This is a genomic window from Streptomyces laurentii, assembly GCF_040635425.1.
GTDB classification, from domain to species: Bacteria; Actinomycetota; Actinomycetes; order Streptomycetales; family Streptomycetaceae; genus Streptomyces; species Streptomyces laurentii.
Map to the genome: position 1 here is coordinate 1 of NZ_JBEYHT010000010.1, position 14,149 is coordinate 14,149.

The 14,149-nt window shown below is 72.1% G+C and carries 8 protein-coding genes and 2 pseudogenes; 8 read left to right on the plus strand and 2 right to left on the minus strand.

Features of this window, described 5'->3' with window-relative positions:
* Nucleotides 1-82: 82 nt before the first annotated feature.
* From ABZ693_RS08925 to pulA, 6 genes and pseudogenes are all read left to right on the plus strand, one after another.
* A pseudogene (locus ABZ693_RS08925) lies at nucleotides 83-994 on the plus strand (carbohydrate ABC transporter permease); the annotation flags it as partial.
* The gene (locus ABZ693_RS08930) at nucleotides 991-1,899 is read left to right on the plus strand and encodes a sugar ABC transporter permease (protein ID WP_435842376.1); all 909 of its coding nucleotides are present in this window, start codon (nucleotides 991-993) and stop codon (nucleotides 1,897-1,899) included. The pseudogene ABZ693_RS08925 and the gene ABZ693_RS08930, both read left to right, overlap by 4 nt.
* 207 nt (nucleotides 1,900-2,106) lie before the next feature.
* Nucleotides 2,107-3,792, plus strand: a complete 1,686-nt coding sequence (locus ABZ693_RS08935) for a glycoside hydrolase family 13 protein (RefSeq protein ID WP_359874975.1) — start codon at nucleotides 2,107-2,109, stop codon at nucleotides 3,790-3,792.
* Nucleotides 3,780-4,844 carry a LacI family DNA-binding transcriptional regulator gene (locus ABZ693_RS08940; protein ID WP_359874977.1) on the plus strand — a complete coding sequence of 355 codons (1,065 nt, stop codon included), beginning with the start codon at nucleotides 3,780-3,782 and terminating at the stop codon, nucleotides 4,842-4,844. The genes ABZ693_RS08935 and ABZ693_RS08940 overlap by 13 nt, the downstream gene beginning before the upstream one ends.
* A 209-nt stretch (nucleotides 4,845-5,053) precedes the next feature.
* Nucleotides 5,054-6,436, plus strand: a pseudogene (locus ABZ693_RS08945) (alpha-amylase); the annotation flags it as partial.
* 88 nt (nucleotides 6,437-6,524) lie between these two features.
* Nucleotides 6,525-11,852 carry a pullulanase-type alpha-1,6-glucosidase gene (gene pulA / locus ABZ693_RS08950; protein WP_359874980.1) on the plus strand — a complete coding sequence of 1,776 codons (5,328 nt, stop codon included), beginning with the start codon at nucleotides 6,525-6,527 and terminating at the stop codon, nucleotides 11,850-11,852.
* A 106-nt stretch (nucleotides 11,853-11,958) separates the two neighbouring features.
* Here pulA and ABZ693_RS08955 read toward each other — a convergent pair whose 3' ends face one another.
* Nucleotides 11,959-12,468, minus strand: coding sequence for a GNAT family N-acetyltransferase (locus ABZ693_RS08955; RefSeq protein ID WP_359874982.1), 510 nt, complete (start codon nucleotides 12,466-12,468; stop codon nucleotides 11,959-11,961).
* Between the two features lie 56 nt (nucleotides 12,469-12,524).
* On the opposite strand from ABZ693_RS08955, the gene ABZ693_RS08960 reads away from it, so the two are divergent.
* Complete coding sequence (locus ABZ693_RS08960; protein ID WP_359874985.1) at nucleotides 12,525-12,857, plus strand: 5-carboxymethyl-2-hydroxymuconate Delta-isomerase; 333 nt, start codon at nucleotides 12,525-12,527, stop codon at nucleotides 12,855-12,857.
* Here ABZ693_RS08960 and ABZ693_RS08965 read toward each other — a convergent pair.
* Nucleotides 12,842-13,615 (minus strand): TetR/AcrR family transcriptional regulator, encoded by a 774-nt coding sequence (locus ABZ693_RS08965; RefSeq protein WP_359874987.1) that lies wholly within the window; start codon nucleotides 13,613-13,615, stop codon nucleotides 12,842-12,844. The two genes, ABZ693_RS08960 and ABZ693_RS08965, sit on opposite strands and share 16 nt — an antisense overlap.
* Nucleotides 13,616-13,653: 38 nt before the next feature.
* On the opposite strand from ABZ693_RS08965, the gene ABZ693_RS08970 reads away from it, so the two are divergent.
* The gene (locus tag ABZ693_RS08970; protein ID WP_359874989.1) at nucleotides 13,654-14,130 is read left to right on the plus strand and encodes a hypothetical protein; all 477 of its coding nucleotides are present in this window, start codon (nucleotides 13,654-13,656) and stop codon (nucleotides 14,128-14,130) included.
* The last annotated feature ends 19 nt before the right edge of the window (nucleotides 14,131-14,149 follow it).

Here is a 14,149-nt window from a genome sequence, read left to right on the forward strand (position 1 = left end):
GTTGTGAGGGCGCCCCCCCGCGCCCCCCCCCCCCCCCGGGCCCCCCCCCCGCGGAACTGGCAAGCGGCGAGGGAAGGGCAAGCGCTCCCTGGCCACCCACTGGTACGCCGGGGCGATGGTCGCGCCGGTCGTACTCGTGATCGGCGTGATCATCGGATACCCGCTGGTCCGCGGTATCTGGCTGTCGCTCACCGACGCCAACGAACGCAACGTCGAGCGTTCCATCGGGGTCAACCACATCCCCGCGACGTACGAGTTCGTGGGGCTCGACAACTACACCGCGGCGATCACCGGCGACCAGTTCCTCGGCACGCTCGGCTGGACGCTGCTGTGGACGGTGGCCTGTGTCTCCGTCACCTTCAGCCTCGGACTCGGCCTCGCGGTCCTGCTCAACCGCAGGATCGCCGGCCGCTCCGTCTACCGGACGCTGCTGATCCTGCCCTGGGCGGTGCCCGGCTTCGTCTCCGTCTTCTCCTGGCGTTTCCTGTACAACAAGGACAACGGCCTGCTCAACAAGATCCTCGCGGGCGGCGGCATCGACGCGATCCCGTGGCTCAACGACCCCACCTGGGCCAAGGTCTCGGTCATCGCGGTCAACGTCTGGATCGGCGTCCCGTTCATGATGGTCGCCCTCCTCGGCGGGCTCCAGTCCATCCCCGGCGAGCTGTACGAGGCCGCCGAGATGGACGGCGCGAACGCCTTCCAGCGCTTCCGCCACATCACCCTGCCCGGCCTGCGGTCGGTGTCCTCGACGGTGACGCTGCTCTCCGTCATCTGGACCTTCAACCAGTTCCCGGTGATCTTCCTGCTCACCCGGGGCGGACCGGGCGAGGCCACCCAGATCCTGGTGACCCAGGCGTTCAAGTTCTCCTTCGAGATCAGCCCCCGCGACTTCGCCCAGTCCTCGACGTGGGGCGTGCTGATCCTGATCCTCCTGATGGCCTTCGCCGCGGTCTACCGCCGGGTCCTCCGCAAGCAGGGAGAAGTCTGGTGACCACCGCCCCCGCCCCCACCACGGCCCCCACGACCGCTCCCGCCTCCGCCGACACGCGCCGCGCGGGCAGGCCGCGCCGCCGCGGCGAGCGTTCGCCGCTCGCGTCGGTCGCCCTGCACCTCACGCTGATCGTCGCGTCCGTGATCGCGGTCTTCCCGGCCCTGTGGGTCCTGCTGACCTCGCTCAAGCCCGCGGCGTACGCGACCACCACGGACTTCTTCAAGGAGCCGACGCTCGACAACTACACGAACCTGCTGGGGGACACCCCGTTCCTCACCTGGTTCGGCAACTCGGTGGTGATCGCCGCCTTCACCACCGCGCTCGGCGTCTTCATCTCCTGCACCACCGGCTACGCGGTCAGCCGCTTCCGCTTCCCCGGCAAGCGCGGACTGATGTGGACCCTGCTCATCACCCAGATGTTCCCGGTCGCCGTCCTCATCGTGCCGATCTACAACATCCTGGCGTCGATGGGCCTGCTCAACAACGCGGCCGGCCTGGTCGTCACCTACATGACGATCGCCGTGCCGTTCTGCGCCTGGATGATGAAGGGCTTCTTCGACAGCATCCCGCGCGAGATCGACGAGTCCGGATACGTCGACGGCCTCAACCCGTTCGGCACCTTCTGGCGGCTGATCCTGCCGCTCGCCAAGCCGGGCATAGCCGTGACCGCCTTCTACTCCTTCATCACGGCCTGGGGCGAGGTCGCCTACGCCTCCGCCTTCATGGTCGGCGACGACAACCTCACCCTCGCGGGCGGACTGCAGAAGTTCGTCAACCAGTACAGCGCGCAGTGGGGCCCGATGTCCGCGGCCTCCGTGCTCATCGCCGTCCCCGCCGCCCTGGTGTTCCTCTTCGCCCAGCGCCACCTGGTGACCGGCATGTCCGCCGGTGCCGTGAAGGGCTGAGCCCCCACTTCGCGAAGTCCCGGCCGGGGCACCGGCGTACACCCGCCCAGGATGTACGCCGGTGTCCCGCACCGCCACTACGCGGCCGTGCGGCCGTGCCGTCCTGCCCGGCCGCCCCTGCCGCACCGCCGCCGCACCCGCGGAACCGCGCTGTCCCGCCCGTACCGCCGTCCCGTGTCCGCACGCTCCTTTCGACGCTAGGAAGACATGACCCAGCACCTCACCACCGCCACCGACGCCGCCCCCGCCACCGGCACGCAGTCGGACTGGTGGAGAGACGCGGTGATCTACCAGGTCTATCCGCGCAGCTTCGCCGACGGGAACGGCGACGGCATGGGCGACCTCGCGGGCGTCCGCAGCCGGCTGCCGTACCTCCGGGACCTCGGTGTCGACGCCGTCTGGCTCTCGCCCTTCTACGCCTCCCCGCAGGCCGACGCCGGCTACGACGTCTCCGACTACCGGACCATCGACCCCATGTTCGGCACGCTGGACGACGCCGACGCCCTCATCCGCGAGGCCCACGCCCTGGGCCTGCGGATCATCGTCGACCTGGTCCCCAACCACTCCTCCGACCGGCACGAGTGGTTCCGCCGCGCCCTCGCCGAGGGCCCCGGCTCCCCGCTGCGCGAGCGCTACCACTTCCGCCCCGGCCAGGGCGTCGATGGCGAACTCCCGCCCAACGACTGGGAGTCCATCTTCGGCGGCCCCGCCTGGACCCGCACCGAGAACCCGGACGGCACCCCAGGCGACTGGTATCTGCACCTCTTCGCGCCCGAGCAGCCCGACTTCAACTGGGAACACCCGGCCGTCCGCGACGAGTTCCGCTCCATCCTGCGCTTCTGGCTCGACATGGGCGTCGACGGCTTCCGCGTCGACGTCGCCCACGGCCTGGTCAAGGCCGAGGGCCTGCCCGACATCGGCGGCCACGACCAGCTCAAGCTGCTCGGCAACGACGTCATGCCCTTCTTCGACCAGGACGGCGTGCACGAGGTCTACCGCTCCTGGCGCACCGTCCTCGCCGAGTACGGCGACGACCGCGTCCTGGTCGCCGAGGCCTGGACCCCGACCGTCGAGCGCACCGCCCACTACGTGCGCCCCGACGAGATGCACCAGGCCTTCAACTTCCAGTACCTGGGCACCTCGTGGGACGCGGCCGAGCTGCGGCTCGTGATCGACGCCTCGCTCGCCGCGATGCGCCCCGTCGGCGCCCCCACCACCTGGGTGCTGTCCAACCACGACGTCACCCGGCACGCCACCCGCTTCGCCAACCCGGCCGGCCTCGGCACCCAGCTGCGCACCCCGGGCGACCGCGCCCTCGGCCTGCGCCGGGCCCGCGCCGCGACCCTGCTGATGCTCGCGCTGCCCGGCTCCGCGTACGTCTACCAGGGCGAGGAACTCGGCCTGCCCGACGTCACCGACCTGCCCGACGAGGTCCGTCAGGACCCGTCCTTCTTCCGCGCCACCGGCCAGGACGGCTTCCGCGACGGCTGCCGGGTGCCGATCCCGTGGACCGTCGAGGGCGGCTCGTACGGCTTCGGCGCCGGCGGCTCCTGGCTGCCGCAGCCCGCCACCTGGGGCGCCCTCAGCGTCGAGGCGCAGACCGGCGACCCCGCCTCCACCCTGGAGCTGTACCGCGCCGCGCTCGCCGTGCGCCGGACGCGACCCGGGCTCGGCGCGGGCGATTCCGTGGAGTGGCTGGACGCCCCCGAGGGCGTCCTGGCCTTCCGCCGCGACGGATTCGTCTGCACCGCCAACACCACCGGCCGGGTCATCACCGTCCCGCGGCCCGGCCGGTTCCTGCTCGCCAGCGAGGCCGTCGGCGCGTCCGCCGTCCTCGCCGGCGAGGAGTTCGTCGAGCTGCCCGCCGACACGACAGTCTGGTGGGCGGTGTGACGATTCCCCCGCCGCGGGGCGCCGGAGGGGGCGCTCCGCGGCTCGCGGACATCGCGGCCCAGTCGGGGGTGAGCGAGGCCACCGTCAGCCGGGTCCTCAACGGCAAGGCGGGCGTGGCCGGCGCGACCCGGCACAAGGTGCTGGCCGCGCTCGACGTGCTCGGCTACGAGCGTCCCGTACGGCTGAAACGGCGCAGCGCGGGCCTCATCGGCCTGGTCGTGCCCGAGCTGACCAACCCCATCTTCCCGGCGTTCGCGCAGGTCATCGAGCAGGTGCTGGCCGGGCACGGCTACACCCCGGTGCTGTGCACCCAGATGCCCGGCGGCGCCACCGAGGACGAGCTGGTCGAGCAGCTGGTGGAGCGTGGGGTGGCCGGCATCGTCTTCCTGTCCGGGCTGCACGCGGACGCCTCCGCCGACCCGGCCCGCTACACCCGGCTCGCCGCGCGCGGGGTGCCGTTCGTCCTCGTCAACGGCTTCAACGAGCGCGTCGACGCCAACTTCGTCTCGCCCGACGACCGGGCGGCGGCCCGGATGGCCGTACGCCATCTCGCCGACCTCGGCCACGAGCGGATCGGCCTGGCCATCGGACCGGTCCGGTACGTCCCCTCGCGCCGCAAGGCCGAGGGCTTCGCGGCCGAACTCCACGCCCGGCTCGGCATCGCCCGGGACGAGGCGGAACGCTTCGTCCGGCCCACCCTGTTCGGCGTGGAGGGCGGGCACGCCGCCGCCGACCTGCTGCTCGACGAGGGCTGTACGGGCATCGTGTGCGGCTCCGACCTGATGGCGCTCGGCGCCGTCCGGGCGGCCCGCGCCCGCGGGCTCGACGTGCCCCGGGACGTGTCGGTGGTCGGCTTCGACGACTCCCCGCTCATCGCGTTCACCGACCCGCCGCTGACCACGGTCCGGCAGCCGGTGCAGGCGATGGCGACGGCGGCTGTCGGCACGCTCCTGGAGGAGATCGAGGGAAACCCGGTCCAGCGCACGGAGTTCGTCTTCCAGCCGGAACTGGTGGTCCGCGGCTCGACGGCCCAGCGCCCCACCGGTCTCTGACCAACCCCCGGGACCCCGGCGGATGTTCGCCGGGGTCCCGTCGTATTCCCGTGGGTGGCCCCCGGGTTCCGCCCGGACGTGCGGAAAGGGTTGACCGCACACCTGTACGCCCCTACGGTCACGGCTGAAATCCGTTTCTGTCGCTTGCGGCAACATCTTGCGAACCGCTGGTGTCGGCAAGTGGTCGGGGAGCCGCACAGGAGGAAGTCATGGCCCGAAAGACCGTGTCCGCCACGCTCGCCCTCGCGGCGGGAGCCGCCCTGGCCGTGACGGCGCCCGCGCCCGCCGCCCAGGCCGCGCCTCCCGGCACCAAGGACGTCACCGCCGTGATGTTCGAGTGGAACTTCGCCTCCGTGGCCCGCGCCTGCACCGACCGGCTCGGCCCGGCCGGCTACGGCTACGTGCAGGTCTCGCCGCCCCAGGAGCGCATCCAGGGCACGCAGTGGTGGACCGCGTACCAGCCGGTCAGCTACAAGATCGCCGGCCCGCTCGGCGACCGCGCCGCGTTCTCGTCCATGGTCTCCACCTGCCACGCCGCCGGCGTGAAGGTCGTCGTGGACTCCGTGATCAACCACATGTCCGCCGGTTCCGGCACCGGGACCGGCGGCAGCACGTACTCCAAGTACGACTACCCGGGCCTGTACTCCGGCTGGGACATGGACGACTGCCGCGCGGAGATCACCAACTACCAGGACCGCGCCAACGTCCAGAACTGCGAACTCGTCGGCCTGGCCGACCTCGACACCGGCGAGGACTACGTCCGCGGCCGGATCGCCGGCTACCTCGACGACCTGCTGTCACTGGGCGCCGACGGCTTCCGGATCGACGCCGCCAAGCACATGCCGGCCGCCGACCTCGCGAACATCAAGTCCCGGCTGACGAAGCCTTCCGTCTACTGGAAGCAGGAGGCCATCTACGGCGCCGGCGAGGCGGTGTCCCCGACCGAGTACCTCGGCAACGGCGACGTCCAGGAGTTCCGCTACGCCCGCGACCTCAAGCGCGTCTTCCAGAACGAGAAGCTCGCCTATCTGAACAACTACGGCGAGGGCTGGGCCTACATGCCCTCGGGCCAGTCCGCCGTCTTCGTCGACAACCACGACACCGAGCGCGGCGGCGACACCCTCAACTACAAGAACGGCGCGGACTACACCCTCGCCAACGTCTTCATGCTCGCCTGGCCGTACGGCTCCCCGGACGTCAACTCCGGCTACGAGTGGACCAGCAAGGACGCCGGAGCCCCCAACAACCACCAGGTGAGCGCCTGTTACCAGAACGGCTGGAAGTGCCAGCACGCCTGGCGCGAGATCTCCTCCATGGTCGGCTTCCGCAACACCGCGCGCGGCCAGGGCGTCACCAACTGGTGGGACAACGGCAACGACGCCATCGCCTTCGGCCGCGGCAACGCCGCCTACGTCGCGATCAACCACGAGCCCTCGTCCCTCACCCGCACCTTCCAGACCTCCCTGCCCGCCGGCGCCTACTGCGACGTCCAGCGCGACAACACCCGGGTGACGGTCGACGCGACGGGCAAATTCACCGCCACCCTCGCCCCCAACACGGCAGTGGCCCTCCACACGGCTGCCCGAGGCTGCTGACCCTCTCCAGGGACCCACGACCCGCAGCCCGCGCCGCCCCGCCCTCCCGTACCACCAGACCCGCACCTCCTGGGAGCCAACCCCCGTGATACGCAAGAGAACGGCGACCGTCCTGGCCGCCGCCCTGTGCGCGGCCCTCGTGCCCGCCCTACCCGCGACCGCGTCCGCCGCGGCGGCGCCCCGCCCCCCGGCACCGCCCTCCGACGCCGCGCTCGCCGCGGCCCCGCCCCGCCACGACCTCACCCGCGACCAGTTCTACTTCGTGCTGCCCGACCGCTTCGCCAACGGCGACCCCGCCAACGACCGCGGCGGACTCACCGGCAGCCGTACCGCGACCGGCTTCGACCCGGCCGACAAGGGCTTCTACCAGGGCGGCGACCTCAAGGGCCTGACCGACCGGCTCGACTACATCAAGGGCCTCGGCACGACCGCCATCTGGATGGCGCCGATCTTCAAGAACCGGCCCGTGCAGGGTGAGGGCAAGGACGCCAGCGCCGGCTACCACGGCTACTGGATCACCGACTTCACCCAGGTCGACCCGCACTTCGGCACGAACGACGACCTGAAGAAGCTGATCAAGGCGGCCCACGCCAAGGGCATGAAGGTCTTCTTCGACGTCATCACCAACCACACGGCCGACACCGTCGACTACGCCGAGAAGACGTACGGCTACCGCCCCAAGGGCGCCTACCCGTACCTCGATCGCACCGGCCGCCCCTTCGACGACCGCGCGGGCGTCCCGGCGAAGGCGGTGGACGCCCGCTCCTTCCCGTACACTCCGGCCGTCACCACCCGGGACAAGGTCCCGGCCTGGCTCAACGACCCGACGATGTACCACAACCGGGGCGACTCCACGTGGGTCGGCGAGTCCGCCGAGTACGGCGACTTCGTGGGCCTGGACGACCTGTGGACCGAGCGTCCCGAAGTCGTCGAGGGCATGAAGAGGATCTACGAGAAGTGGGTCCGGGACTTCGACATCGACGGGTTCCGCGTCGACACCGTCAAGCATGTGGACCTGGACTTCTGGACCCAGTGGGCCACCGCCCTCGACGCGTACGCCAAGAAGCGGGGCCGGGACGACTTCTTCATGTTCGGAGAGGTCTACTCCGCCGACCCGGCCGTCACCTCCCCGTACGTCACGCGGGGCCGCCTCGACGCCACGCTCGACTTCCCCTTCCAGGACGCCGCCCGCGCCTACGCCTCGCAGGGCGCTGGTGCCGACAAGCTCGCCAAGGTCTTCGCCGAGGACTTCCGTTACACGACCGACAAGGCCAACGCCTACGAGCAGGTCACCTTCCTCGGCAACCACGACATGGGCCGCATCGGCTCCTTCTTGAAGCAGGACCACCCGGACGCCGCCGACGCCGAGCTGGTCCAGCGGGCCCGTCTCGCGAACGAGCTGATGTTCCTCAGCCGCGGCAATCCGGTGGTCTACTACGGCGACGAGCAGGGCTTCACGGGCCCCGGCGGCGACAAGGACGCCCGCCAGACTCTCTTCGCCTCGAAGACCGCCGACTACCTCGACGACGACCAGCTCGGCACCGACCGCACCCACGCGTCCGACGCCTACGACACCGGCCACCCGCTGTACAAGGCGATCGCCGCCCTGTCGAAGCTGACCCGCGACCACCCGGCGCTGCGCGACGGCGTCCAGCAGGAGCGCCTCGCCGATGGCTCCGTCTACGCCTTCACGCGCACGGACCCGAGGACACGGACCGCGTACCTGGTCGCCACCAACAGCGCCACCACGGCGAAGACGGTCACCGTCCCCGTCGACGGAAGGAACTTCCTTCCCCTGTACGGCGGTCAGGGCGCCGTCGCCGCGAAGGACGGCAAGGTCACCGTCACCGTCCCGGCCCTCGGCTCCCTCGTCCTCAAGGCCGGCGCCCCGCTTCCCGCCCCGGCCGCCGCGCCCACCGTCTCCCTGAAGGCCCCGGCCGCCGGCGCCACCGGCACCGTCGAGATCGCCGCCGACGTCAGCGGCGGCGGCCTGAACCGGGTCGTGTTCGCCGCCCAGGCCGGCGACGGCCCCTGGCGCACCCTCGGCACCGCCGACCACGCCCCGTACAAGGTCACCCAGCAGGTGACCGCCCCCGCCGGCACCGCGCTGCGCTACAAGGCCGTGGCCGTCGACGCCGCCGGCCGCACCGCGAGCGCCCTGGCGACCAGCACCGCCGGCCAGGCCCCGGCGCCCGAGAAGCCCGTCGCCGTCGAACGCACCTGGGCCGTCGTCCACTACCAGCGGGAGGGCGAGGACGACAAGGCCTACGACGGCTGGACCCTGAAGTCGGCGGGTCAGAGCACCCCGTTCACCGGCCGTGACGCGTACGGGGCCTTCGCCTGGGTCCGCGTCCCCGAGGGCGAGACCACCCTCCCGTACACCGTCGAGAAGGACGGCACCGCCGACGGCCCCCAGCGAAGCATCACCCTCGCCCGCACCGGCGAGGTCTGGATCACGCGGGGCGACCCCGGCCAGTCCGACACCGCCCCCGCGTCCGCGCCGCAGGACAAGACGAAGGCCGTCCTGCACTACCAGCGCCCCGACGGAAAGTACGACGGCTGGGGCCTGCACCTGTGGACCGGCGCCGCCCAGCCCACCGACTGGTCCAAGCCGCTGATGCCGGCCCGCTTCGACGCCTACGGCGCCGTGTACGAGGTGCCGCTCGCCGACGGCGCCACGAACCTCTCGTACATCCTCCACAACGGCGACCAGAAGGACCTGCCCACCGACCAGTCCCTCGACCTCGCCACCTACGGCAACGAGGTCTGGCTGCTCGGCGGCGAACCCCGCTATCTGCTGCCGCAGACCGGCGGCGCCCCCGACCTCGACCTCGGCAAGGCCGAGGCCCAGTGGATCGACCGGGACACCGTCGTCTGGAAGGTGAAGGCCACCGACGCCACCAGCCAGCAGCTGGTGTACGCGCCGGGCACGGCCGCCGGCGGCATCACCGTCACCGACGGCGCGCTCAGCGACGAGGGCCGCTGGCTCCGGCTCGCCCCCGGCGCGCTCACCGACGCCCAGAAGGCGAAGTTCCCGCACCTGAAGGACTACCCCGCCTTCCGCGTCGACCCGCGCGACACCGGCCGGGTCCGCGACTCGCTGCGCGGCCAGCTCCTCGCCACCCAGCGCGCCGCGAACGGCGCCCTGCTCGCCGCCACCGGCGTCCAGACCGCCGGAGTCCTCGACGACCTGTACGCGAAGGAGGCCGGCGGGGCGGCCCTCGGCCCGGTGTTCCGGGGCGGGAAGCCGACCCTCTCCGTCTGGGCCCCGACCGCCCGGTCCGTCGCCCTCGAACTCGACGGCCGGAGCGTCCCGATGCGCCGCGACGGCGCCTCCGGCGTGTGGTCCGTCACCGGCACGAAGGCCTGGACCGGCAAGCCGTACCGCTACGTGGTGAAGGTCTGGGCGCCGAGCGTCCAGAAGACCGTCGAGAACCGGGTCACCGACCCGTACGCGACCGCCCTCACCACCGACTCGGCCCGCGGTCTCGTCGTCGACCTCGCCGACCCGAAGCTCGCGCCGAAGGGCTGGCAGGGACTGAGGAAGCCGGCCGCCGTGCCGCTGCGCGACGCGCAGATCCAGGAACTGCACATCCGCGACTTCTCCATCGCGGACGCCACCGTCCCCGCCGGCCACCGCGGCACCTACCTCGCCTTCACCGACACCGGCAGCACCGGCTCGCGCCACCTGAAGGACCTCGCGAAGGCCGGGACGTCGTACGTCCACCTGCTCCCGGCCTTCGACATCGGCACCATCCCCGAGAAGAGGAGCGACCAGGCCGCGCCCGCCTGCGACCTGAAGGTCTACGCCCCCGACTCCGAGGAGCAGCAGGCCTGCGTCACCGCCGCGGCCGCCAAGGACGCCTACAACTGGGGCTACGACCCGCTGCACTACACCGTGCCGGAGGGCTCGTACGCCACCGACCCAGAAGGCACCCGCCGCACCACCGAGTTCCGGCGCATGGTCCAGTCCCTCAACGGCGAGGGGCTGCGCACCGTCATGGACGTCGTCTACAACCACACCGTGGCCGCCGGACAGTCCGACAAGTCGGTCCTCGACCGCATCGTGCCCGGCTACTACCAGCGCCTCGCCGAGGACGGCTCCGTCACCACCTCCACCTGCTGCGCCAACACCGCGCCCGAGAACGCCATGATGGGCAAGCTCGTCGTGGACTCCGTCGTCACCTGGGCGAAGCAGTACAAGGTCGACGGCTTCCGCTTCGACCTCATGGGCCACCACCCGAAGGAGAACATCCTCGCGGTGCGCCGGGCGCTCGACGCCCTGACCCTGGAGAAGGACGGCGTCGACGGCAAGGCGATCATCCTGTACGGCGAGGGCTGGAACTTCGGCGAGATCGCCGACGACGCCCGCTTCGTCCAGGCCACCCAGAAGAACATGGCCGGCACCGGCATCGCCACCTTCTCCGACCGGGCCCGCGACGCCGTGCGCGGCGGCGGCCCCTTCGACGAGGACCCCGGCGTCCAGGGCTTCGCCTCCGGCCTGTTCACCGACCCCAACTCCTCGCCCGCCAACGGCAGTCCGGAGCAGCAGAAGGCCCGGCTCCTGCACGAGCAGGACCTGATCAAGGTCGGCCTGACCGGCAACCTCGCCGGGTACACCTTCACCGACACCTCCGGGCGTACGGTCAAGGGCTCCGAGGTCGACTACAACGGCGCCCCGGCCGGCTACGCCGCCGTCCCCGGCGACGCCCTCGCCTACGTCGACGCCCACGACAACGAGTCGCTGTACGACGCCCTCGCCTTCAAGCTGCCGGCCGCGACGCCGGCCGCCGGCCGGGCCCGCGCGCAGGTCCTCGCCATGGCCACCGCCGCCCTGTCGCAGGGCCCGTCGCTCTCCCAGGCCGGCAGCGACCTGCTGCGCTCCAAGTCCCTGGACCGCAACTCGTACGACAGCGGCGACTGGTTCAACGCGATCCACTGGGACTGCCGCGACGGCAACGGCTTCGGCCGCGGACTGCCGCCGGCCGCCGACAATCAGTCCAAGTGGGCATATGGCAAGCCGCTGTTGGCGAACAAGGCGGTCTCACCCGGATGTCCGGAGATCGACGGCGCCTCCGCCGCCTACCGTGACCTGCTGACCATCCGTACCACCGAGCCCGCCTTCTCGCTCGACACCGCGCGGAAGGTCCAGGACGCCCTGTCCTTCCCGCTGTCCGGCCAGGGCGAGACGCCCGGCGTGATCACCATGCGCCTCGGCGACCTGGTCGTCGTCTTCAACGCCACCCCGAAGGAGCAGCGGCAGACCGTCGCCGCCCTGGCCGGGACCGGCTACCGGCTGCACCCGGTGCAGGCGGGCGGCACCGACGCGGTCGTGAAGTCCGCCGCGTACGCGACCGGTTCGGGCACCTTCACCGTCCCGGCGCGGACCGTGGCGGTGTTCACCGCCCGATAGGCGCGACCCGCGCGTGACCCGTGCCCCCTTCCGCTCCGGCGGGAGGGGGCACGGCCGTGTCCCGGACCAGGGGCTTCTCCGCCGGCGCGACGGCGCCGGCCGTTTCTCAGGCCAGCGTCTTCTCCAAGAGCGTGACGGCGTACTCCCGCCCGTCCGCCGCCGCCTTCTCCAGACGCCCGGTGACCGCGTACCCCGCGCCCTCGTAGTACGTCCGCAGCCGCGGATCGCCCGCCTCGCAGTCCAGCCGGGCCAGCTGCCGGCCCGCCGCCGCCATCCGCTCCTCCGCGTGCGCGAGCAGGACCCGCCCGGTCCCGGCGGGCGCCACCGTCCGGTCGGTCATCAGCCGGTGCACGTACCCGGCCTCCGGCGGCCGCGGCCCCCACACCGACGCGTCCTCCCACCACAGCTCGTACGCGCCGGCCACCTGGCCCTCGCGTTCCGCCAGCCACACCTCGCCCGCGGCGATCCGCGCCGCGAAATGCCCGGGGCCGCGCGTCCCCGGCCGCCACTGGTCGATCGCGTGGCGGAGCATCCAGCGCGCGGCGTCGTCGTGCAGCCGCACCAATACGTCGAGGTCGCGGGCGTCCGCCTGCCGGAAGGTCACTTGTACCGTCATGGCGATCACCGTAAAGGTGTGCCAGGACATCCGTACCACCAGGAGCGACCCCCGCCATGCCCCAGATCACCGTCGACTACTCCGCGCCCCTCGACCGGCGCGGCTTCGCCCTCGCCCTGCACCCGATCGTCGTGGAGACGGCCGGCGCGCGCCTCGCGGCCTGCGTGACCAGTTTCCGCGAGGTGGAGGAGACCGTGAGTGGCGACGGTACGGGCGCGGGCGCCCTCGTCCACGTCGACATCGCCCTGTTCGCGGGCCGCAGCCCCGAGGCCAAGGCGCGTCTGTCGGCGGCCGTGCTCGACCTGCTGCCTGGCTATCTGAAGGAGACCGAGGGCGTCACCCTGAGCGCCGAGGTACGCGACCTCGACCCGTCCTACGCCAAGCGCTGACCGGCTGCCTGACCCGCCGCCGGGCCGGGCTCGACGGGAGCCTCGGATGCTTGTGCCGGGCCCGGCAGTTCCGGCGCGAGCGCCGCGAGCCGGCCCACCAGCTCGCCGAACGGACCGTCGGCCGGCTCGTCGGCGAGGATCCGGACCAGGATGCCCGCCATCTCCGTGTCGTACGCGGCGCTCACCGCCGCCAGCGCCGCGAAGTCGTGCACGAGCTGCCGCTCCAGCTCCTCGCGCGGCACCCGCCGCCCGTCCAGCCACAGCAGCGCCGTCGACTCGGCGAGCGACACCCAGGAACGGACGACCAGTTCGAGCCGCGCCGAGGGTCGTTCGACGTCCAGGTGCGCGAGTATCTGCTCGTACGCGGCCTGCCGGACCTCGTCGATCATCGCGTTGGCGTTCGACGAGCCGGCCGCCGGGCCGCCGCGCATCAGCGCCGCGAACCCCGGCCCGTGCTCGTCGACGAAGTCGAAGAACCGGACCATCACCCGCAGCAGCCGCGCCCCGAGCGGGCCGTGCGGCGGCTCGACGAAGCGTGCCGCCAGCTCGTCGGCGGCGCGTCGCAGGGCCGCCTCGTACAGGGACTGCTTGCCGGGGAAGTAGTGGTAGACCAGCGGCCGTGAGATGCCCGCGGCCGCGGCGATCTCGTCGATGGAGACCTCGTCGGGGGAGCGGTGGCTGAACAGCTCCAGGGCCACCCCGATCAGTTGCTGCTTGCGCTCCTCGACGCCCATCCTGCGGCGCACTCCGGTCGTCATGCGAACAGCCTATCGGGAGTCCGTTACCCTCCCGGCATATGAGCGCTTCCGAGCAGGACACCCAGGACACCCGCAGGCCGGACACCGAGGAGACGCCGGAGACCGCGGACACGCCGAAGGCCGCCGGGACGCCCGAGGCCGTCGACGCCCGGGAGCCGGTGCAGGTCGGGGAGTCGGCGCACGCCCGGGAGCCGGCAGACGTGGGGGAGCCGGCGGACGCCGGGGAGGTCGTGACCGACGGGGAGGCCGTGGACGAGCGGACCGGTCTCACCCCGCGCCAGGCCCGCCTGGCGCGGATAGCCGCCGGCTCGGTCGTGCTCGTGGCGATGGCCGTGGTCCTGGTGGTCCGCCTCGCGGCCCATACGTCCGTCCTGGTCGTCGGCGTGTACGGGCTCGCGATGATCCTGTGCGGGATCGTCATCGAACTCTCCCGCAACGGCCGGACCCGGCTGGCCACTTACCTCCTCGCCGGCGGTCTGGCCGCGACCCTCGCGATGGACTGGCTGCTGCCCTGACCGCGCGAGGGCGGCCCGC